Origin of the sequence: Kordia antarctica (genome assembly GCF_009901525.1) — a bacterium.
Classification (GTDB): Bacteria; Bacteroidota; Bacteroidia; order Flavobacteriales; family Flavobacteriaceae; genus Kordia; species Kordia antarctica.
Map to the genome: position 1 here is coordinate 2,494,606 of NZ_CP019288.1, position 21,804 is coordinate 2,516,409.

The window sequence follows — 21,804 nt, forward strand, 5'->3', positions numbered from 1 at the left end:
ATGAAAAAAAGATTTTTAATCTTAACTTTTATACTATTCCAGTTCACGCAAGTTTTCGCGCAATATCGCGGCGGAAATGGTGATGGGCATGATAATGAAATAAAGGCGTCAACTACGTTGGAAAACCTTTCATTAGTCATACTATATCGCGGTGGAAATGGTGACGGACACGACGTTGAGGGTTTACTCAATACTACTTTAACCAATATTTCACTGGCGGTATTATATCGAGGTGGAAATGGTGATGGACATGATGTTGAAGGTTTGCTCAACACTACTTTAGAAAATATTACGCTAGCCATACTATACCAAGGTGGAAATGGCGATGGACACGATAATGAGATATTAGCCAATACAACATTAGAAAATATTTCGTTGGCTGTACTGTTCCGAGGTGGAAATGGTGACGGACATGATGTTGAAGGTTTACTCAATACTACCTTAGAAAACATTTCTTTAGCAGTATTATATAATGGTGGAAATGGTGATGGACATGATGTTGAAAGTTTGCTCAATACTACTTTAGAGAATATTTCGCTGGCGGTATTATACCAAGGTGGAAATGGTGACGGCTTTGATGTTGATCAAGAGAATTTATTCCTAGATCCTAATCAAGTTGTGGACTTAAGATTAGCGGTAAATGTGTTTTTACAAGGCCCACGTTTTAACCCTTCATTTGATGGTCTCATGAATGATGACTTACGTTCAGGGAATTTAATTCCTAAAATTAGTCCTTATGACTCAGGAACAGTAATTTCTAATTCTAATGTATTTAATAATGGTGGTATATCAGGTTTTGGATTAAGTCAAAACGACATTGTAGATTGGGTTTTCATACAAATTAGAAGTGGATCAGACGATACACTTATTGTTGATGATGCTTCTGCTTTAGTACAACGTGATGGTGATGTTGTTGCCATAGATGGAACATCTGATGTGATATTACGTGGCTTAACGGGTGAGTATTATGTGGTTATAAAACATAGGAATCATTTAGCTGCAATGACATCTAACAAGATTCCTTTATCTGTAAATCCTACGAGTGTAAATTTCACTAGCAGTGGAACCGCTACATTTGGAAGTAATGCACAGGTACAATTATCAAATGGAGATATGGCTTTATGGGCAGGAAATGTAAATAATGATATAATTGTACAGTATTCAGGGACAACTCCAGATACTCCAAGTATATTATCAGAAATATTGAATGATGCTGGAAACTTTTTAAATTTCCCTACTTATAGTCTAAATGGATATAATACACATGATGTAAACATGGATGGAAACACACAATATACAGGAACTGCTCCTGATACGCCATTTATCTTACAAAATGTACTAGCACATCCAGGAAATTTCCTTAACTTTAGTACTTATCAAATTCAAGAACAATTACCAGAAAACTAAAATCATGAAAAAAATTAAAATTTTAATTATTACCGTACTCGGTCTTTTAGTAGGCCAATTACAAGCTCAAGATGGATACACATACACATTAGGAGACAATGGAGCATACAGCTATACAATCGCTGCTGTCCCAAATGCTAGTGCTAATAACTTTGCTACTTCGGTACAAAGTTATGGTTTCACTATTATTGTACCTGATGGAGTTACATTGAGTATTTCTTCTTCACTAGGAAGTGGAGCTGCGGCTACATTTTTTAATGGAAACGATGTTGGGATGCCAACTATAGATGGTTATTTAATCACGGAGACTTTAGGAAGTCCTATGTCATTATCAGCTCCTTCGGCAGGAACTAATTCACCGATGGTTACGGTTCAAGTAAATGGATCACCAACAAGTGGTATTATGTATATTCTTGAAAATAACTCTGCTTTAGCTACTTCAGTTACGCCTTTAAAGAGTTTTATGCAGGCAGATATGGAAGACGATTCAATGGCAGTGTATTCTAACAGAGTAGATCCTAATGCTAGTGCAGTAACTGCACCTTCTACCTTTGATTTTGCAACACTATCAGTAGAAGATAATGAATTACTAGAGCTGTCTTTATATCCGAATCCAGCTAAAGACATTGTAAAATTACAAGTTCCAGCAGGATTAGCAGATATTAAAATTGAAGTATTTGATAATGCAGGAAAACAAATTGCAATGCAATTATCTCCAGAAAATACAATTGATGTAAGTAACATTGCATCTGGTTTATATCTAATAACAATAACATCAAACGATATAAAAACTACTAAAAAGCTTATTGTAGAGTAATAAGCTTTTATTTTTTGTTTCACAAAACCTCTTGAGTGTCATAACTCAAGAGGTTTTTATTTTTTTTGATGTTTAATACACAATAAAAAATTACTCCAGCGAATACCAAACTTATTGATGAAAGAACCAAGGCTGAAACAGTTATAAAAATACTTCATAAAATTCCATTAAAACACCGATGGGAAGCCCTTGATAGTGAAAATGATGCCATAGAAAACGCAAGAAACAATTCCTTAAAATATACGCCAAAACTACTACCAAATGGAGATACACTTAAACAATTACTAGCTAGAAGTCGATATTTACTATACAAATCAAGTAGCAAATGGACTGATAATCAATCTAAAAGGGCAACCATACTTTTTAAACAATATCCTGATTTAGAAAAAGCATACAATTTATGTCAAAACCTATCTTGGATATTCAATAACACAAAAGATAAAACTTCGGCGTTAATAAGACTGGCAAAATGGGATGAAAAAGTAAGGCAAGCAAAATTCAAGAGCTTCAATAGCATTGCTAGAACCATGTCTATACATTATCAAAACATACTCAACTATTTTGATAATAGAAGCACAAACGCTTCAGCAGAATCCTTTAATGCTAAAATAAAAGCTTTTAGAGCACAGTTTAGAGGTATTAGAAACGTAAAATTCTTTCTTTTTAGAACTCACTACAATTTTTGCATAATCCTAAAATCCCACAACTTTTGGACTTGATCCGCTTAAGAATCATCCTCAAAAGCTAAAAAAGAGGGCATAAAAAAAACCCTTATCTTTTTATGGATAAGGGTTTTAAAAAAAGGCGGCGACATACTCTCCCACATTTCTGCAGTACCATCTGCGCTAATGGGCTTAACTTCTCTGTTCGGAATGGTAAGAGGTGAGCCCCATTGCTATAACCACCTTAAGCTTTAGTTCCCAACTTGATTGGGAATCTGTTGCCATTTGTAATGAAGTAGTCTTTAAAATACCAACTACACCACAATTAGCAACCAATATCTTAACATATTGAGATAAAAAAGAGTTAAATAAATAACAAGAGCCAGTACATAAGCCTACGGGTAATTAGTACTACTCGGCTATGACATTACTGCCTTTACACCTATAGCCTATCAACGTGGTAATCTCCCACGACCCTTTAAAGAAATCTCATCTTGTGGTGGGTTTCGCGCTTATATGCTTTCAGCGCTTATCCCTTCCCAACGTAGCTACCCAGCAATGCTCCTGGCGGAACAACTGGTACACCAGAGGTTAGTCCAACTCGGTCCTCTCGTACTAGAGTCAGATCCACGCAAATTTCTAACGCCCACAGCAGATAGAGACCGAACTGTCTCACGACGTTCTGAACCCAGCTCGCGTGCCACTTTAATGGGCGAACAGCCCAACCCTTGGGACCTTCTCCAGCCCCAGGATGTGACGAGCCGACATCGAGGTGCCAAACCCCCCCGTCGATGTGAGCTCTTGGGGGAGATCAGCCTGTTATCCCCGGAGTACCTTTTATCCTTTGAGCGATGGCCCTTCCATGCGGAACCACCGGATCACTATGCTCTTGTTTCCAACCTGATCGACCTGTATGTCTCTCAGTCAAGCACCCTTATGCCATTGCACTCTACGCACGGTTACCAAGCGTGCTGAGGGTACCTTTAGAAGCCTCCGTTACTCTTTTGGAGGCGACCACCCCAGTCAAACTACCCACCACGCACTGTTCCTCTCGCGAGGTTAGGCTTCAGATAAGCAAAGGGTGGTATTTCAACAACGACTCCACACAACCTAGCGATTGCATTTCATAGTCTCCCACCTATCCTACACATTACTTATCCAAAGTCAATACGAAGCTATAGTAAAGGTTCACGGGGTCTTTTCGTCCCGCTGCGGGTAATCGGCATCTTCACCGATACTACAATTTCACCGAGCTCATGGCTGAGACAGTGTCCAGATCGTTGCACCATTCGTGCAGGTCGGAACTTACCCGACAAGGAATTTCGCTACCTTAGGACCGTTATAGTTACGGCCGCCGTTTACTGGGGCTTCAATTCAGATCTTCGCGCAAGCGCTAAACCCTCCTCTTAACCTTCCAGCACCGGGCAGGTGTCAGGCCTTATACATCATCTTTCGATTTAGCAAAGCCCTATGTTTTTGATAAACAGTCGCCTGGACCTTTTCACTGCGGCCCATCCGAAGATGGGCGACCTTTCTCCCGAAGTTACAGGTCGATTTTGCCTAGTTCCTTAGCCATGAATCTCTCGAGCACCTTAGAATTCTCATCCCAACTACCTGTGTCGGTTTGCGGTACGGGCTGCTTCACTCGGTTTTCTTGGAAGTCGATTTGCTAGATTATCAGCGCGGCCGTAGCCTTACTGTACTATCGAGGTGTTACCACTCTCTTCAACGCACTATTCCGTCAGTGCGCACTAACTTTTCGCCTCCGTCACTTTTAGTGTGAGCAGGTACAGGAATATTAACCTGTTGTCCATCCACTACCCCTTTCGGGTTCGCGTTAGGTCCCGACTAACCCTCAGCTGATTAGCATAGCTGAGGAAACCTTAGTCTTTCGGTGTGCGGGTTTCTCGCCCGCATTATCGTTACTTATGCCTACATTTTCTTTTCTATCCGCTCCAGCAGTCCTTACAGACCACATTCTGCGCAAATAGAATGCTCCCCTACCACTCCATTGGAGTCCATAGCTTCGGTAATATACTTATGCCCGATTATTATCCATGCTCGACCGCTCGACTAGTGAGCTGTTACGCACTCTTTAAATGAGTGGCTGCTTCCAAGCCAACATCCTAGCTGTCTAGGCAGTCAAACCTCGTTTATTCAACTTAGTATATATTTGGGGACCTTAGCTGATGGTCCGGGTTCTTTCCCTCTCGGACATGGACCTTAGCACCCATGCCCTCACTGCATTACATCATTTTATAGCATTCGGAGTTTGTCAGGAATTGGTAGGCGGTGAAGCCCCCGCATCCAATCAGTAGCTCTACCTCTATAAAACTAATAATACGCTGCACCTAAATGCATTTCGGGGAGTACGAGCTATTTCCGAGTTTGATTGGCCTTTCACCCCTACCCACAGGTCATCCGAACACTTTTCAACGTATATCGGTTCGGGCCTCCACTGTGTGTTACCACAGCTTCACCCTGCCCATGGGTAGATCACACGGTTTCGCGTCTACCACTACTAACTATAGCGCCCTATTCAGACTCGCTTTCGCTACGGCTCCACACCTTAAGTGTTTAACCTTGCTAGCAACGGTAACTCGTAGGCTCATTATGCAAAAGGCACGCCGTCACACATAAATGCGCTCCGACCGCTTGTAAGCGTATGGTTTCAGGGTCTATTTCACTCCCTTATTCAGGGTTCTTTTCACCTTTCCCTCACGGTACTAGTTCACTATCGGTCTCTCAGGAGTATTTAGCCTTAGCGGATGGTCCCGCCAAATTCACACAGGGTTACACGTGCCCCGCGCTACTCAGGATACCACTATCAATAACTTACCTTACCTATACGGGACTATCACCCTCTTTGGTCTGTCTTTCCAAACAGTTCTAATTTAGTAAGCATCAAATATCGTGGTCCTACAACCCCAATATTGCCGTAACAACATTGGTTTGGGCTATTCCGCGTTCGCTCGCCACTACTAGCGGAATCACTTTTGTTTTCTTCTCCTCCGGGTACTTAGATGTTTCAGTTCTCCGGGTTCGCCTCCTTGCGGATACTATATCTTCAATATAGTGGGTTGCCCCATTGGGAGATCTACGGATCAATCAGTATGTGCCTGTCCCCGTAGCTTTTCGCAGCTTATCACGTCCTTCATCGCCTCTGAGAGCCTAGGCATTCCCCATACGCCCTTAATTAGCTTATTGTACTTTTGTCTCTTTATTATTTTTATTCACTCGAAGATTAAAATATTAATCTCGTTTCTCTTTTATCTCAATATGTCAATGAACTTTCTATACCCAACTTGATTGGGTATCTCATCTTAGTTATTGCTAACATTGATGAGATTCCCGATTGCTCGGAAACTTGGTGGAGAATATCGGAGTCGAACCGATGACCTCCTGCGTGCAAGGCAGGCGCTCTAGCCAGCTGAGCTAATCCCCCATTTCTGTAAGTTAACAGTCCACAGTCTGCAATATGCAGTCGCTTGTTGCCGACTTTTGGGTGGATAGTCTTCTTCTAGAATTTCCTCTAATACTTTAAGTAGTTGTAGTCTCAGGCAGACTCGAACTGCCGACCTCTACATTATCAGTGTAGCGCTCTAACCAGCTGAGCTATGAGACTCTACTTGTATTATGTTCAATTTCTTAATTAACAGCTAAGTAAAAACAACTCTTTTAAATTCTAATTTATCTTCGTCGCTCTAGAAAGGAGGTGTTCCAGCCGCACCTTCCGGTACGGCTACCTTGTTACGACTTAGCCCCAGTTACCAGTTTTACCCTAGGCAGCTCCTTACGGTCACCGACTTCAGGTACCCCCAGCTTCCATGGCTTGACGGGCGGTGTGTACAAGGCCCGGGAACGTATTCACCGGATCATGGCTGATATCCGATTACTAGCGATTCCAGCTTCACGGAGTCGAGTTGCAGACTCCGATCCGAACTGAGATAGGTTTTGTAGATTCGCTCCCTCTTGCGAGGTGGCTGCTCTCTGTACCTACCATTGTAGCACGTGTGTAGCCCAGGACGTAAGGGCCGTGATGATTTGACGTCATCCCCACCTTCCTCACGGTTTGCACCGGCAGTCTTGTTAGAGTCCCCACCACTACGTGCTGGTAACTAACAACAGGGGTTGCGCTCGTTATAGGACTTAACCTGACACCTCACGGCACGAGCTGACGACAACCATGCAGCACCTTGTAAAGTGTCCGAAGAAAAAGGTATCTCTACCCCTGTCACTCTACATTTAAGCCCTGGTAAGGTTCCTCGCGTATCATCGAATTAAACCACATGCTCCACCGCTTGTGCGGGCCCCCGTCAATTCCTTTGAGTTTCAATCTTGCGATCGTACTCCCCAGGTGGGTCACTTATCACTTTCGCTTAGCCACTCAGACCGAAGTCCAAACAGCTAGTGACCATCGTTTACGGCGTGGACTACCAGGGTATCTAATCCTGTTCGCTCCCCACGCTTTCGTCCCTCAGCGTCAGTATATAATTAGTGATCTGCCTTCGCAATCGGTATTCTATGTAATATCTATGCATTTCACCGCTACACTACATATTCTAACCACTTCATTATAACTCAAGTTATTCAGTATCAAAGGCAATTTTACAGTTGAGCTGCAAACTTTCACCTCTGACTTAAACAACCGCCTGCGGACCCTTTAAACCCAATGATTCCGGATAACGCTTGGATCCTCCGTATTACCGCGGCTGCTGGCACGGAGTTAGCCGATCCTTATTCGTAGAGTACCGTCAAACAAATACACGTATCTGCGTTTCTTCCTCTATAAAAGTAGTTTACAACCCATAGGGCAGTCTTCCTACACGCGGCATGGCTGGATCAGAGTCGCCTCCATTGTCCAATATTCCTCACTGCTGCCTCCCGTAGGAGTCTGGTCCGTGTCTCAGTACCAGTGTGGGGGATCCCCCTCTCAGGGCCCCTATCTATCGCGGTCTTGGTAAGCCGTTACCTTACCAACTAACTAATAGAACGCATGACCATCTAATACCGATAAATCTTTAACTATAAATCTATGCAGATTCACAGTACTATGGGGTATTAATCCAAATTTCTCTGGGCTATCTCCCTGTATTAGGTAGGTTTCATACGCGTTACGCACCCGTGCGCCGGTCGTCAGCAAGTAGCAAGCTACCTCTGTTACCCCTCGACTTGCATGTGTTAAGCCTGCCGCTAGCGTTCATCCTGAGCCAGGATCAAACTCTTCATCGTTGTTTTTTAATATATCTTCAACTTAGAAAAATTGTCATTCTCAAAAGATGTTCTTACTTATGTTTATTTATTATTTTGTCTCCAAAATAATTGCTGCTAATCAATATGTCAATGAACTCTTAATTCTCTATTTATATACTCCGAAAAGTTTCCCTCTCAAAGCGGGTGCAAATATAAAACCCTTTTTTGTTTCTAACAAAACTTTTTTAAGATTTTTTTTCGAAGCTGTATTTTCAAACTTCTTGCCTCTTTTTAATCAGTCTTTTATTATTAGAACAGTACTAAATCCGTTGCCGTTTTTAGCGGATGCAAACATACAACCTTTTTATATATTCCAAAAAAATATTTTAAACTATTTTTTATAAAATCTTTACTCATTATCTTATCAGAACTTCAACTAAAACTATCCGTTTTAGCGGGTGCAAATATAAAAACCATTTCCAAACTTCCTAACCTTTTTATGCCTTTTTTTTTACTTTGTTTTGGTGATGTTTGTAACAAGCTATTGTGTCGCACTTTACATCTGAAAAGTTTTTTGTTTTTTGTTGATTCGTTGTTTGTTGATTTGTTAATTTGGTTGTCTGTTGATTTGTTACTTCGCTGCTTGCCTGTTCTAAACTCGGGTTAACGATGGAGCCGTTGTTGGAACTCTTGGGAGATCGTTGCTTTTTCTAAAGGGTTTTGCATTCCTATATATATAGTGTTACCTTAATTTGGTTTTGAAACTCCAAACTTATCTCCCAAAGCGACTGGCGAGAGCTGTCCCCTTGTATGAAAAGTCAAAACGACTGATAAATGACATCAAAACCAGTATTCATGCGTGTTTTCTCTATTTTGAAAACCAATTTTTTATGTCTACATTTAATGAAATTTTACAAAACGAATACGTTATCGAATACAATTTGAAAGCAAAGAAAGATTATTCACAGCCAAAGGTTTATGATGCAAACGGCGATTTAAGCAAACGTTGGTACGTGTATTACTCCTACCGAGAGCCTAAAACTGATAAATTAAAAAGACAGCCACCTATATATAAAGGAGCAAATCGGTTTGATACAAAAGCAGAGCGCCTTGAAATTTTAATGGCATATAAACTTGCATTGAAGAAGCTGTTATCACAAGGATATAGTCCTTATGAGAATTATAAGGTCACTGAAGCTAAGATAGAAAAAATTGAAAAGGAAGCGATAAAAGACAAAAGTTTACTGCCAAAGACAAATGAATATAACGTTAGAGAAGCCTTGATTTTTGCCCTTGAACAGAAACTCCCCTATTTGTCAAGACGCGGTAAAATAAATATTAAAGGAAATTTAAAACGCTTTTTAACTTGGTTGAAAGATCAAAAATTAGATATCATTACTATAAAGGAACTAAAACGCCGAGAAGTTTCGATTTTTTTAAATACTATTAAGAAGTATGACAAGCATCGTAATTTAACCGATGAACCCGTGAATGCAAAAACACGTAATGGGTACAGAACTTCTCTGTCTTCACTTTTTAGTCAATTGGTAAGTGATGATATTGTAGCCTACAATATTATTACAGCTATTAAGAAGCTAAAAGAAAATCCTAAGAAACATAAATCATATACAGACTCGCAGATTAGAGTAATGCGTGAGTATATGGATGACAATGATCCATATCTTAGAAAGTTTACACAGTTTATTGCGTATGCATTTTTGAGAAATGTAGAAGTATGTCGACTTAAAGTTGGCGACATTGATTTAGAAAATAGAAGATTGTATGTTCAAACCAAAACCGAAGCACAGGAAGTCGTTCCTATTATTGAGAGTTTAGCAAAGGTAATTGAGCAAATGGAACTCCATAAATACAAATCAACTGATTTTATTTTTTCTGATAGCGAAACTTGTGGAGAGTGGAATGTTTCTGAAAAGACTAAAACCAATCATTTTTATGATCGTTTTGCAATAATGAAAAAGGAATTACAACTTGACACCGATCAAACTTTATATTCTTTTAAGCATACTGCCGCATCCAATTTGTATAATTCTTTAGCTTCTGAGGGAAAAGCAGATGAACAAGTACTTACTGAACTGATGAGTTTTACAAGACATAAGACTAAATCGCAACTTCGTAAGTATTTGAGAGGTATTGGCGCTTCACTAGCAAAAGATTATTCAAATAAATATACCATTGATTTTTAAATTCAAAAAAAGCACTCATCGCTAAGCAATAAGTTGTTCCTGTATGAACTTATTGCTTAGCGATGCCTTTTTTTATTGCATCAGACGTATTTTAAAAAAACGTTCAGTTTTGCAACCTAATTTTCCAAAACTCGCATTTTGCACTTTTATTCCATCTTAATTTACGACCAAAAACATAGGAAAAGGATTTCTATTCTTTCTATTTTACTTCAATTTCATTAAAAATTTCAAAAAAATAGATTTTTTTCAAAGATTCTCATCTCTTTGAAGACTGAAATTTCATAAATCTTCTTTTCTAGATCAAAAAAAGTTCCTCCTGATTTTTTAATTTAACTTTTTTAATCATAAAAGCATGATTTTAAGACACTTATAAGTTTTAGAGAAATCGAATTTAAAAAAGGGTAAAAAGTACACCAAAAGTACCCAAAACTTTGTCCCAACTATGACCAAAGTTTTAGCAAACTTCATCGAAAACTTCACCAAATATTATATAAAATTAATCATAAACCACACCTAAAGAATGAGTTATAGCGATGAAAAGTTTCTGTTTTTCAAATGCGACGCTAGTTTTTAAAAGAAAAATTAATTAGATTTACTACAAGCCAAAAGGGTAGGCTAATATCATTATGAGTATCTAATTTAGAGATTAATTACCCATAGATCAGAACCCATTTTATAAATCCTTTAAAAATAAGAGAAGCAAAAAAGAAATAAAATTGTAAAACCCGAACAATCATTTTGATTGTAAAAAATAGTTAGTACTGTATAGATAAAAAAAGAAGTTACCAATATTCAACTAAACGCATCTAGTTATTGAATCACAGATGTAGTTAGCATCGTTATTTATAAAAAATACGAAGTCGCCAATGTATGCGACTAGGAATTCTTTTGTCCAAAATTATTGGAGTCATCTATACATAAATCAAATAAACAACGCACATATTTAATTGAAAGCAGAAACAGTATATAACGTAATTCAGGCATTGAGTTCAGATGAAAAACTGAGACTACATGCCATGCTTGGCGTTACTGTTGTTTGTGATAAGAAACCTAGAAAAAGGAAGCGAAAACGAATTTCCGTAGCGAGTGCTATGGACGATTTGTTAGCGAAAACATTTAATAAATAGTATAATCAATACATAATAGATGGTCATCCACTTTTCAACTGTTTTTAAAGCACTTGACACTTTTGTAGCAAAACATAATGCTACTTCTGATAGTCTTTCTGCTCGTTTGCGTCAACCTGTGATTGCAACGGCTAGAGAGATAATTCGGATTTATGGTGCTTCGTTATTAAGAGCTAGCAAGCAAGCTTGTTTTGATACTTCTAATATTCCATCATTAAAGACAAATAATGTGCAATTGGCAAAGATTTCTCACGTAAGCACTAGAACTATACAAAGACATCTTAAAAAGCTTTTGCAAGCCAATATTATTACTGAGAAGATTTGGCATGGTTCTAATGCGAGTTATGAATTGTATTTGAATCCGAAAATACTGTTGATAAACGGTCAAGAACCTGTGAATAACTCACAAATTCTAGCGAAAACAGAAAAAACGAAAAGTACTGATAATCAGTTTTTTAAAAATGAAAAAAGGACAAACTGTCCTCATACAGACTCTAGTAACAATAGTTACATAAATAATATACTAATAGGAGTTCATAAAAAATTGGATGCCAATAATCAAAGGAGTTCGCTCTCGCTCACAGCTATTGATTTTTCTGGTAACAAAACTGGTAACAATTTTTCAAGATACACAGAGAAGGAAGGCGCAAAACAAAATAAAGAGCAACTTGCGCAAGACACACTAGGCGCGCGAAATTTTTATCAAAAACATACACACCATCAGCCTGATAATGATACAGAGAGGGAAGGTAAAAGCTCAGAAGCCACAGAACAAGCCAAAGACATAGTTTCAAGGTTTGAGGCTTCTAGCTTTTCCTCCTTTAATTTTTATGTGGATGATTTGTGGAAACTTGCAAAAAATACTCTTTATGAAAATGTGTTTTTAACTAAATATCAAGAAAAACGAGCAAAAGAGTTGTTACGGTTATGGTATGAACCTGTGGAGGAACGAAATTTGGACAAAGTTCACAAGGTTTATGTGAAGCGCATCGGGTTGGTTTGTAAATACATTGCTAAAGATCCCCAGAATCGATTTGTTCAATTACCAAACAGGTATTTTGATCCAACTAATACCTTTGGCTTTACAGGTACAAAAGTTTGGTATGAAAATCAGATGCGAAGCAAACAAAAAACTCGCTTGAAATTAATTACTCATGCACAGATTAGACGTTTTTTAAACAATGAACAAAAACAAACTGAAAAACAGAAACCACGTTTGCCATTATTTTATGATTGCGAAAAAAAGATTCAGAAACTTGGGAATCCAAAACTTTTAGATCAGTTCTATGAACATGTTTTGAAATCTACTTCTTGATTATTTTTTGAATCATTTTTTTTATAATTCAGCTTACATATACCGTTGCTATTTTTCTTCTTATTTAGCAATATTCACTTTTGAAATTCAGCTAGCAAAATCGATGAAAGCGTATTTAAAATTGACACGCAAATAGCACAAAAATAGTTGCTATTTCGATGTCTAAAACTGACTTTTACACGTTGCTTTTTTTACGCTTATTTTGCTTTGATATGACTTGTCAATTCCTCAACTATTTCTTGTTATATAGCTGCTAAGAAAATTCAAGACTATTTGAAATTTTACGTTGCCTTTTCGTTTTGAAAAAAACTAAAACCACTTTTACTTTTAAATAGTTAGACGTCTGTTTTACAGCTACTTAATTATAAAAAATTTCAAATTTATTTTTTAAATAACAAAACTAAAACCACTTTTATCGTAAGCACTCGGTAAAACCCGTATTGCATATTTCAGGATGATTTTGTAAGACTGTATTTTACATAAAAGGAGTTATGAAAAACCGTATTACACTGATAGTTAGCAAGCTTAGTATTTCTAGTTCTTAGATAGGTGTCTGATTTTAAGCTATTCTTAGTATTGGAGAGATTCTGCTAAGAAAATGGTATTTCTTTAACAATTTAAACTACTGCTGGATTTTTCCAATTTTGTGGTAGTAATTCTTCTAATTTATTGGCTTTATGCTCAGGTAATCTTTTAAAGACATCATGTAGCCACAGATACGGATTTACATCATTGATTTTACAAGTAGCAAAGAAAGAATACATGATAGCTGCATGTTGTGCAGCCTTGTGAGATCCCGCGAAGAGATAATTTTTGCGCCCGAGTGCCAGTGGTCTAATTGCATTTTCTATTAGGTTGTTATCAATCAGATACTTTCCATCTTGTGTGTAAGCGCTTAGCTTATCCCACAAGTTTAAACTATACGCAAAAGCCTTTCCAATAGCGCTTTTAGGCAATACTTTACTGTACTCTTGTTGCATCCAAGTATGAAGCTTTTCTAAAATAGGCTTCGCACATAACTCTCTATAGCGTTTTATGGTCTGTGTATTTGTAGTACGCTCTTTTATTTTTCGCTCTATGGCATATAGTTTTTGGATTTGCCCCATAGCATGGCTGGCTCTTGCGTTATCATTATCAAGTGCTTTTTCAAAATAGCGCCTGGCATGTGCCATGCAAGCCAAGAGCTTTATCGGATGTTTGGTACTTAGATTTTGGTATGCTCTATATCCATCAGTTTGCAATGTTCCGCTAAACTGTTGTAAAAAATCTTTTGGAACTTTTGCTGACCTGCTAGGATCGTACTTAAATAATACTAATCGTTCCACTGGTGCATGGAATACCCAATGATATCCTGTATGCAAGCTTCCGTTTTTATGATTGTCTTGAACTTTGATCGGCGACTCGTCCCCTTGGAGGTACTGACTTTGTAATACTACTTTTTGTAGGACTTCATATAATACCTCCAATTGTGTTACTCCTTTAGAAAACCAACCTGTCATTGATGACATTGCTACAACAACGTCTTCTCTTTTTAAAATTTGTATCTGACGATAAAAAGGAAGATGATCCACGAACTTGCTGACACAAATATGGGCTAATAATCCAGCTCCAACATTGGATTTTGGCAAGATCATGCTAGGAAGTGAAGCAATAACGATTCCTGCATCATTTGGTAATGCATATTTTGGACGAATAATTTTACGAACATAGACCCTAGAAGGCGTATACTCCAATACTTCTGTAATTTCTTCACCTATTTTAATACTACCTTGAGCAATATGCACAGGTTCTACTATTTCTTCAACTCTTGGTAAATGCGAAGCTAATGGTAAACGAATAGGATGCTTTTTTGTTTTTGACCGATTGTAACTAATCTGCTGTTGTACTACCGCTGTCTGCTCAGAAGTTTCTTCTGTAAATAGTCCTAATTGAAGTGCATCTGTGTTAGGAACAAATCGTTCGCTTTTACTACCAAAAATAAGGCGTTTTAACTCAGATAACTGTAATTCTAAATTTTGATAGTTAGAGAGTAACTGTTCATATTCTGATTTAGGAATCTGAACATAATCTTGATCGATAACCACTGTAGATAAGGATGTTTTCACATGTTAAAAATACAAATACTCCTTAGAAAAAACAATGTTTTACAACAATTTATGCAGGTATTTGATATCGCTTTTTTCTACGAATATGAGAGATTGAAATACCATCGATAAGTAACACCAATTGCGAATAACTAAGAGTAATACCCATCACAGAAGCATCATATACAGGCAACTCAAAGCGACCAGATTCCAAGCGTTTATAATACAACACAAAACCACCATCTTCCCAATGTAATATTTTTACTTTATCACGTGATTTGTTGATAAATATATATGCAGTTCCATCCAGAGCAGAGCCGTTGAGTTCTTTTTGGATAATACCTGCTAGACCATCAAAACTCTTACGCATATCGGTGGGGTGACTATATAAATGATAACGGTGTGAAATTCCTAGTCCAAACATGATATAAGTTGAGTTAATGAGCAAAGAGTCTTTTGATTTAATAAACAGGTATCTAAATGTAGACGAACACCGTTTGGATATTCAATTTTAATTGATGAATCAGAAGTAGTCATGGGCATATCAACTTCAATAGGAATAAATTTACTCCAAGATGGTTCTTCTCTAGGATGAATTTCCGCTTGATCTAATTTCTTTTCAAGATGATAGTGTTTCAGCCAATATTTTAAAGTAGCCAGCTTGATATCTTCACGCTCACAAAAATATTTCTGATCGATATCTTCTAAGTACATCATTTCTATCAAGGCAAACATACGCTCTTGTTTCTTGGAGTTTTTCATCTGACTAAAATAATCCACTCAAAGATTCTCTGCAATATGCAGTTTACCGAAGGCTTACCTTTTATCTTTTGAGCAGAAAGTAAAACCACTTTTACTTTTAAATAATTAAATGTCTATTTTTCAGCAATTTAACTGTTTGGAATTTCAAATTTATTTTTTAAATTATAAAAGTCAATCCACTTTGATCTTTTGAGCAGAAAGTAAAACCCCTATTTATTTGAAATAGAACTGTTTTTTTTCATATTCAATCAAAAAAAGTAAAACCACTTTGATCTTTTTTAAATAAAGTAAAACCACTTTTATTTTTTTTAATTAATTCGCTAATTATCAAATAGTTAATTATTAAAAAAAACAAATTAAAAAATTAAATTGAAAAACGAATTTAATTTATTCATAATTTAATTTCAAAAAACAGTCTTTTTTCAAATTTTTTAATCAAAATTTTAAAAAAATTAAGCTTATCACTTAGCAATGAGTTAAAGAAAAGAATTGAAAAAAATATTTATCTACTGATTTGCGTAGAAAAATAATATTGAGTTTCACAGATTATGACCTCAGTTTTAGCTAAAAAAAAAAGCACTGATTTTTTATTTATTTAAAGTATTACTTTAAGGTTTTTGATGCGCTTATTTTTCTTTTTTTTAAGGCATTAAATAGTCATTGATTCAGCACCGAAATTTTATAAATAATATTCCCATTTTCTTCTTAATTTTTGTAGCATAAATTAGATGTAGAGATTTCATTTTATGAATCAAAATCACAATGTTTAGAGACGCTACATAATTGAGAAAAAATATTACCTTAATAAATTATCACTTATTAGAAGAAAACCAAAATTGATAAAAAAGAGATGAAATTTGGATTCTATTCAATCTGAAATAAAACCAATTATTAATATAAAAGAAATTTTGAAGCCGTCCAGCTACTAAAATCATTAGTACAGGAATTGCTATTTATGGCTTTTTAAGAGTCTCTAAACATTATGTACGTACTTTTAGTTGACTTGTGAGTGCTGTACGCAATGCAAAGTATAATTTGAGAAGATAGAAAACTAAAAAGCTTCAATTAGTACAATTGAAGCTATTCAGATACATGAAATAATTACAAATATTTATATTATACCTAAATCAATAAGCGTTTATTTATAGTATCTTCTTAGTAATACAAGACTCACTCTAATATCCTTACAAATGAAATTATTACAACTATATAAACTCTTCTTCAAATTACGGAAACCCGTAAGTTTATAGTGTTTTTTAGTTGTACGTAATAGGCTTCGTCGTTGTAAAACTATACTTATTTTACGGAAAAACCGTAAAACTATTGTTTATACTTTATTACTTTTGTTATTCACGGATTAAAACTTTTAGTTTTTTTATAGATTATAGACAAATAATCTATAAGAATAGAGTTTGATTGTTTGTTTTATGGTAATTTTCTTATTGAATTTTAATTATAAAACTTAACAATCATGAAAAAATTATTTAGTTCTTGTATGCATCATCTCAGTTTTTGCATACAAACCAACAAGCGTAGATAATGAAACAGAACACTTCGGAATTGACAAGGACAAAGTTGAAACTCCAACAACAAGAGGAGAATAAAAGTTCTCAAAAAGTATTTAACTATGAATTTTTGGGCAATATACTTATTATTTTAAGTGGTGTATTGCCCTTTATTCATGTTATAGTCCCAGATGAACCTTTAGTAGATAAGTTTTTTGGATATACTAGTATACACAGATTCCTATACTCTGTTGGTACGCATGGAAGTTTACTTTTATTAGCTTCAGGAGTATTCATAATTATAGCTATTTTAGGTAAAAAAGAAGATAATGCAATTACATTGAAGCATTTACGATTAAGTTTGTATTCTCCATGTTTATCGGCACTATTTTTTATAAGTTGGGTCTTTATACCAGATATAAATTATAATTTGTTAGCCTATGTGTTTTTTGGTATTTTTGTAATAATTATTGGAGCATATATACTTTTTAGAGTTAAAGAATATCTACAATATCTAAGACAAGTTCATGATTATAAAGAAATGATATTGAATGAAAGCTTAGAATTTATAAGTCATAAACTTGACAATAAATCATGAAAAAGAATAAACTTTTATTAGCTAAGATTGAAAATTTCAAGCGTCATCTTAATAAGTTTAAATTAGGTGAATTATCAGAAGATGAATTTGGTGAACTCCTTTTTAATGAAGTTTCAAATCTTAGAGAAATAACAATTGAAAAGTATGAAATTGGTGTGAAAAAAGATGAACAACAAATTGAAATTTTAAAATCTATAAGATATAAGTTGATGAATAGCTTAAAGCTTCAAAGTCATGAAGAAAAAGTAGTTTTTTCAATCATTAATTAATTTTTTAATATCTTCTTTTAGCTTCATAACGAATAATCCCGAAACTTCTTTTTCAATTATAACTTTTATTATATTATTTTGTAGTAAACGCTCCTTATTCTCTTCAAAATACAATGCAACTTCATCATCTGAGATAGCACTAAATTTATCTTCAAGTGTTTCTGGCTTGGCATCATTTTCATTGATAAACATAGTTCCCTCGCCTTTCATCAGCCAATCTTCATTGAAAGTAGGTAATACTTTTTTAATACCATACAATATAGAGTCACTAACAGGTTTACGACCATTGATCATCATAGAAATATAATTAGCATTTACCGCTATTTTTGATGCAAACGACTTGTTTGTATCGTCATTGGCAATAATTAATTCCTTAAAACGCTTTCCTATTTCTGACATATTTTGAAAATAATGATAACTTTAGTTTGTAAAATATAACTTTATTATTATATTTGACTCGTTAGTTGTTAAAATTAAACTAAAGTGATGTAACTGATGACTGTTATAATTAAAATTCAAAAAAAATCGGTCACTTTAGTTTTCATGCTAATACTAACATGAATTAAGGTTGTAAGATAGTAAAAAACTAAAATAATATCCTCTTTTAATACCCTTTTAAAGAGCGGAAGCCTTTTAGAGTCTAACGAGTTGTTTTGGTAAGTTTTTAATCTTTTTCATAACAGTACCTGTATTTGGTTAAGTATGTATAGAAATTTCCCTATTTCTCTAAAATTGTGTTGCATATAATTTTTTTAGAATGGGCGTAGCCGAAAACCCTTTAAGAGTAGGCAAATTAATTTTTATACTATGAAAACCTCTTTATGTAAATTATTAGATTATGGTTAGTGAAAGTTATTTAATTTTCAAAATAGTACAGTTAACTCAATGAAATGACTACTTTACGGATTCCCTCTTTTAGCGTACGTATTTTATTTCTTTATTTGTAAAGAGTTAATTATTTAAAAGAATAAATAATTTAAAAAACCATTACTAATGAATCAATTTTTAAACGATTACAAACAGTACCTATTAGTAGTACTACTACTTATTGGTGTGTATAGTTGCCAAAATGATGAAACTATACAAAACGAACCCGAACAAGAAACACGCAGAGCGTTGGATTTTGAAGCAAAAAAAGTAAAAATGCACACACTTTTTCAAGAAAATAAAGAGTTGGACAGGTTTATTTCTCAAAACTTTTTGAGCAACGAACTCAGCCATGAAAACGTAAACGCTACTATGTACGGCTTTAGTATTGATACTACCAACGTACAAGTAATTTCGTCTAATAGCTTTAATAGTTACACATTTATTGTAAACCGTGATGAAGCTGAGGAAAACATGCTAGAAAACTATGTACTAACGGTATTTAGCAATGGCGACTATTCGCAAATGTTGGTTAGTTACCCGTATACATATGTTGATGATGAAATACAATACAGTATAAATAGTAGCACGGCTCAGTTTATAGTTGATGATACATTGCTACTAAACGAATCTTCATCGCCTTGCCCAAGTACACAAGCCGAAATTATAGATTGGGAAGACATAGAGTGTGTAGCTGTAAATTGTGGAGAAGTAGGAAATCATCCGCCTGGTCAACAATGTGAAGATGGTACTCAAAGATCGTATTGGGAATGTACAGGCGGTTGGGTAGTTATAGATTGTGTACAACCGAGTAGCGGAAGTTCAGCAGGAGACGGAGCAGGTCCATTTACAAACCCAGCAGGTGGCGGAGTTGATACGAATGATGATACTATAGATGATGAGATTCCTGTGATGCCTATGATAAAAACTTCTTTAGAGGAAGTAATAGGGTGTATGAATAAAGACGGGCAATTGAATCAAGAACCTAAGTTAACTCAAGGAATGATTACTTGGCTTCAAAATAATAGGTTTACCACAAATTTAGTGAACAATTTTTTAAAACTCAATAATTGTTCCGATTCTGCTGTTGATATAGCAAAGTTCGCAATTAAAAAACTTATTGATAATGGAGAAGTAAATTTTGAGGATATATTATTTAAAGATGAATCTTTTAAGGATTCGGGTACAGATTGCATCCACAACTCTTTAATGGAAACTGATAATTTCTACTCAGAATTGATTTCTAAATTTTTTGATAACAGCGGTAAAGTTATGACATTTGAAATTGGATCTGTACCAACAGGTGATTGGGGAGTTGCAAAAGGATCTTCAGATAATGATAATGAATTTATTGTAACTATGTCTGAAGAAATAGAGAATGGGTCAAGCTTACAAAAAAAATTAACACTTTGTCATGAAGTTGTACATGTTTATATGTTTAACGCTTTAGAAAATTGGGGACTTATTAATTTTGATATAAATGGGTTGCCTATTTTATCTATTGATTGCCTTAATGGAATTAACTATAACTCTATTGATCTAAATCAGTTAAGTATTCAAAATAGATTTGCAGCAATAATTTGTGCATACAATCAAAATTCAACTCTTACAGATAACTGGACACATGAAATTTTTAGTGCTTGGAATTTTGACGTAGATACTTATACTACTAAAATCAAAGATTTTCTTTTAAATAATCATGATTGGGAGAATGAGAATGAAGCATTTAAAAATGAGGCGATTGGAATTTTTGGTGCTATGAATTGGAAAGAAGAAGTGGCTAAAGCTATTTCGTGGATTGGTTTAGAAGGAACAATAGAGTATAATAATTATATAGATAATTACACAGGTAATACTAACGTAGCTAAATTTTTTTATATTACAGGTATAAAACTAAAAATAGAAACTGCTAAAAACGATTGTCCATGAAAAAACTATTAACCATTCTATTATTACTATCCTTTATATTTTGTTTTTCTCAAAATAGAGTTGAGTATGATATTCATATCTCACTAGATGAATTTAAGGAAAATATTCAAATTGAAAATGATACTATGACATATCAGTATATTAACTTGAAAAATCATAAAAAAAATTATAAAGCATTTTTTATTAATGATAAAGGCGAATTAATGATAAATGTTACTATAAAAGCAAGTAATAATAGGAATAACTTAACTCTAATATATTCTAACATCAATGAAAACAACAAGCCTTTTCTAAAAAAAACATCTTCCATAAAAAACATTTTAAATTATCCAACTGATTTTGTGGATGAAGATTTAGAAAAGATATTCAAGATACTCAAAGAAGCTAAAAGCATTTATATAATTGAGAAAAATGATATTGTTGGCTACGATGTATTGAAAAAAGTAATGTTAAAGGAATACGCAAAATTGTAGTTTATGAAAAAGCTATTAATAATGTCATTACTGTTATTTTCTACAATGAATAACCAAAAAGAGCATAGTGATTTAGTTGAAATAGAACTAAAAAACAGGCTTGCTTCTATAAGCAAAACTGATACACTTTATGTAGATTTTACATTGAATGACTTTCTTATAAATTTTCTTGAAGAAAATATGTATACAAAAGAAAAAAACTTTTCGGAGTATAATACGTTAGTACCATTTTTATCTGAAAGTAATATAAAAATGATTTTCAACGAACAAGAAGTTATTTATTTGAAAAAAGAAATCAATAACAACTTTACTTTTACTGAAAAGGATATAATTCTCAAAAGAGTTGTAAGAAGTAATTATGAAGAAGAAAAAAAAGCTATTGGAAATGACGGCATGAAACTAATCAATTTCAAACAAAAAGAAAGATTGTTTATGTCAAAACCAGTAATTCTAAGCAACCAAGAATATGCAATTTCAGCTTATTCTTATGGTAATCATGATAGCTTTTCAAGTGGTATTCACATATACCGAAAGATAAAAGGAGTTTGGAAAATTTACGCTGAAATAAAAACCAGCTTTTCGTAATAATTAA

At 34.8% G+C, this 21,804-nt stretch carries 15 protein-coding genes, 2 tRNA genes and 3 rRNA genes; 11 read left to right on the top strand and 9 right to left on the bottom strand.

All coding sequences use genetic code 11. The features are described 5' to 3' along the window. The 3 genes from IMCC3317_RS10130 to IMCC3317_RS10140 all read left to right on the top strand — a co-directional run bounded on the left by IMCC3317_RS10130 (nucleotide 1) and on the right by IMCC3317_RS10140 (nucleotide 2,943). On the top strand, nucleotides 1–1,407 hold the full coding sequence (locus tag IMCC3317_RS10130; RefSeq protein WP_160129398.1) for a hypothetical protein: 1,407 nt from the start codon (nucleotides 1–3) through the stop codon (nucleotides 1,405–1,407). A gap of 4 nt (nucleotides 1,408–1,411) precedes the next feature. Further along, entirely contained in the window at nucleotides 1,412–2,224 is an 813-nt protein-coding gene (locus IMCC3317_RS10135) for a T9SS type A sorting domain-containing protein (protein ID WP_160129399.1), read from the top strand. A 149-nt stretch (nucleotides 2,225–2,373) separates the two neighbouring features. Beyond that, nucleotides 2,374–2,943 (top strand): ISAon1 family transposase, encoded by a 570-nt coding sequence (locus tag IMCC3317_RS10140; protein WP_449553286.1) that lies wholly within the window; start codon nucleotides 2,374–2,376, stop codon nucleotides 2,941–2,943. 80 nt (nucleotides 2,944–3,023) lie between these two features. Here the strand turns inward: IMCC3317_RS10140 and rrf are convergent. From rrf to IMCC3317_RS10165, 5 genes are all read right to left on the bottom strand, one after another. Further along, a 5S ribosomal RNA gene (gene rrf, locus IMCC3317_RS10145) occupies nucleotides 3,024–3,133 on the bottom strand. A 138-nt stretch (nucleotides 3,134–3,271) separates the two neighbouring features. Further along, nucleotides 3,272–6,093, bottom strand: a 23S ribosomal RNA gene (locus tag IMCC3317_RS10150). Nucleotides 6,094–6,254: 161 nt separating this feature from the next. After that, a tRNA-Ala gene (locus IMCC3317_RS10155) sits at nucleotides 6,255–6,331 on the bottom strand. 106 nt (nucleotides 6,332–6,437) lie between these two features. Continuing rightward, nucleotides 6,438–6,511 (bottom strand) — tRNA-Ile (locus tag IMCC3317_RS10160). Between the two features lie 83 nt (nucleotides 6,512–6,594). Next, nucleotides 6,595–8,118, bottom strand: a 16S ribosomal RNA gene (locus IMCC3317_RS10165). The 16S, 23S and 5S rRNA genes sit together here with 2 tRNA genes alongside, the layout of an rRNA operon. 851 nt (nucleotides 8,119–8,969) lie before the next feature. On the opposite strand from IMCC3317_RS10165, the gene IMCC3317_RS10170 reads away from it, so the two are divergent. The 3 genes from IMCC3317_RS10170 (at nucleotide 8,970) to IMCC3317_RS10180 (ending at nucleotide 12,725) form a co-directional block, all read left to right on the top strand. Further along, nucleotides 8,970–10,283, top strand: a complete 1,314-nt coding sequence (locus IMCC3317_RS10170; protein ID WP_160128865.1) for a tyrosine-type recombinase/integrase — start codon at nucleotides 8,970–8,972, stop codon at nucleotides 10,281–10,283. A 947-nt stretch (nucleotides 10,284–11,230) separates the two neighbouring features. Then, on the top strand, nucleotides 11,231–11,410 hold the full coding sequence (locus IMCC3317_RS10175) for a hypothetical protein (protein WP_160129400.1): 180 nt from the start codon (nucleotides 11,231–11,233) through the stop codon (nucleotides 11,408–11,410). 19 nt (nucleotides 11,411–11,429) lie between these two features. Then, nucleotides 11,430–12,725, top strand: a complete 1,296-nt coding sequence (locus IMCC3317_RS10180) for a hypothetical protein (RefSeq protein WP_170293846.1) — start codon at nucleotides 11,430–11,432, stop codon at nucleotides 12,723–12,725. Nucleotides 12,726–13,342: 617 nt separating this feature from the next. On the opposite strand, the gene tnpC is transcribed toward IMCC3317_RS10180, so the two are convergent. The 3 genes from tnpC to tnpA are packed head-to-tail and all read right to left on the bottom strand — an operon-like array spanning nucleotide 13,343 to nucleotide 15,571. Beyond that, nucleotides 13,343–14,830 (bottom strand): IS66 family transposase, encoded by a 1,488-nt coding sequence (gene tnpC, locus IMCC3317_RS10185; protein WP_228054778.1) that lies wholly within the window; start codon nucleotides 14,828–14,830, stop codon nucleotides 13,343–13,345. A gap of 49 nt (nucleotides 14,831–14,879) precedes the next feature. Further along, entirely contained in the window at nucleotides 14,880–15,233 is a 354-nt protein-coding gene (gene tnpB, locus IMCC3317_RS10190; protein WP_228054780.1) for an IS66 family insertion sequence element accessory protein TnpB, read from the bottom strand. Continuing rightward, on the bottom strand, nucleotides 15,221–15,571 hold the full coding sequence (gene tnpA / locus IMCC3317_RS10195) for an IS66 family insertion sequence element accessory protein TnpA (protein ID WP_160128709.1): 351 nt from the start codon (nucleotides 15,569–15,571) through the stop codon (nucleotides 15,221–15,223). Before tnpA ends, tnpB begins: the two co-directional genes overlap by 13 nt. A 1,539-nt stretch (nucleotides 15,572–17,110) precedes the next feature. On the opposite strand from tnpA, the gene IMCC3317_RS10200 reads away from it, so the two are divergent. Together IMCC3317_RS10200 and IMCC3317_RS10205 are read left to right on the top strand one after the other, a co-directional pair. After that, nucleotides 17,111–17,674, top strand: coding sequence for a hypothetical protein (locus IMCC3317_RS10200; protein WP_160129401.1), 564 nt, complete (start codon nucleotides 17,111–17,113; stop codon nucleotides 17,672–17,674). Then, a complete protein-coding gene (locus IMCC3317_RS10205) occupies nucleotides 17,671–17,943 on the top strand; it encodes a hypothetical protein (protein ID WP_160129402.1) in 273 nt (90 codons plus the stop codon). Before IMCC3317_RS10200 ends, IMCC3317_RS10205 begins: the two co-directional genes overlap by 4 nt. Here the strand turns inward: IMCC3317_RS10205 and IMCC3317_RS10210 are convergent. Then, nucleotides 17,929–18,342: a helix-turn-helix domain-containing protein gene (locus tag IMCC3317_RS10210; protein WP_160129403.1), complete on the bottom strand. Its 414-nt coding sequence runs from the start codon at nucleotides 18,340–18,342 to the stop codon at nucleotides 17,929–17,931. The two genes, IMCC3317_RS10205 and IMCC3317_RS10210, sit on opposite strands and share 15 nt — an antisense overlap. Nucleotides 18,343–18,936: 594 nt before the next feature. Between IMCC3317_RS10210 and IMCC3317_RS10215 the strand changes: the two genes are divergently transcribed. The 3 genes from IMCC3317_RS10215 to IMCC3317_RS10225 are packed head-to-tail and all read left to right on the top strand — an operon-like array spanning nucleotide 18,937 to nucleotide 21,797. Next, nucleotides 18,937–20,739, top strand: a complete 1,803-nt coding sequence (locus IMCC3317_RS10215; RefSeq protein ID WP_160129404.1) for a hypothetical protein — start codon at nucleotides 18,937–18,939, stop codon at nucleotides 20,737–20,739. Next, nucleotides 20,736–21,212, top strand: coding sequence for a hypothetical protein (locus tag IMCC3317_RS10220; RefSeq protein ID WP_160129405.1), 477 nt, complete (start codon nucleotides 20,736–20,738; stop codon nucleotides 21,210–21,212). The genes IMCC3317_RS10215 and IMCC3317_RS10220 overlap by 4 nt, the downstream gene beginning before the upstream one ends. Nucleotides 21,213–21,215: 3 nt before the next feature. Further along, complete coding sequence (locus IMCC3317_RS10225) at nucleotides 21,216–21,797, top strand: hypothetical protein (protein ID WP_160129406.1); 582 nt, start codon at nucleotides 21,216–21,218, stop codon at nucleotides 21,795–21,797. Nucleotides 21,798–21,804 lie beyond the last annotated feature (7 nt).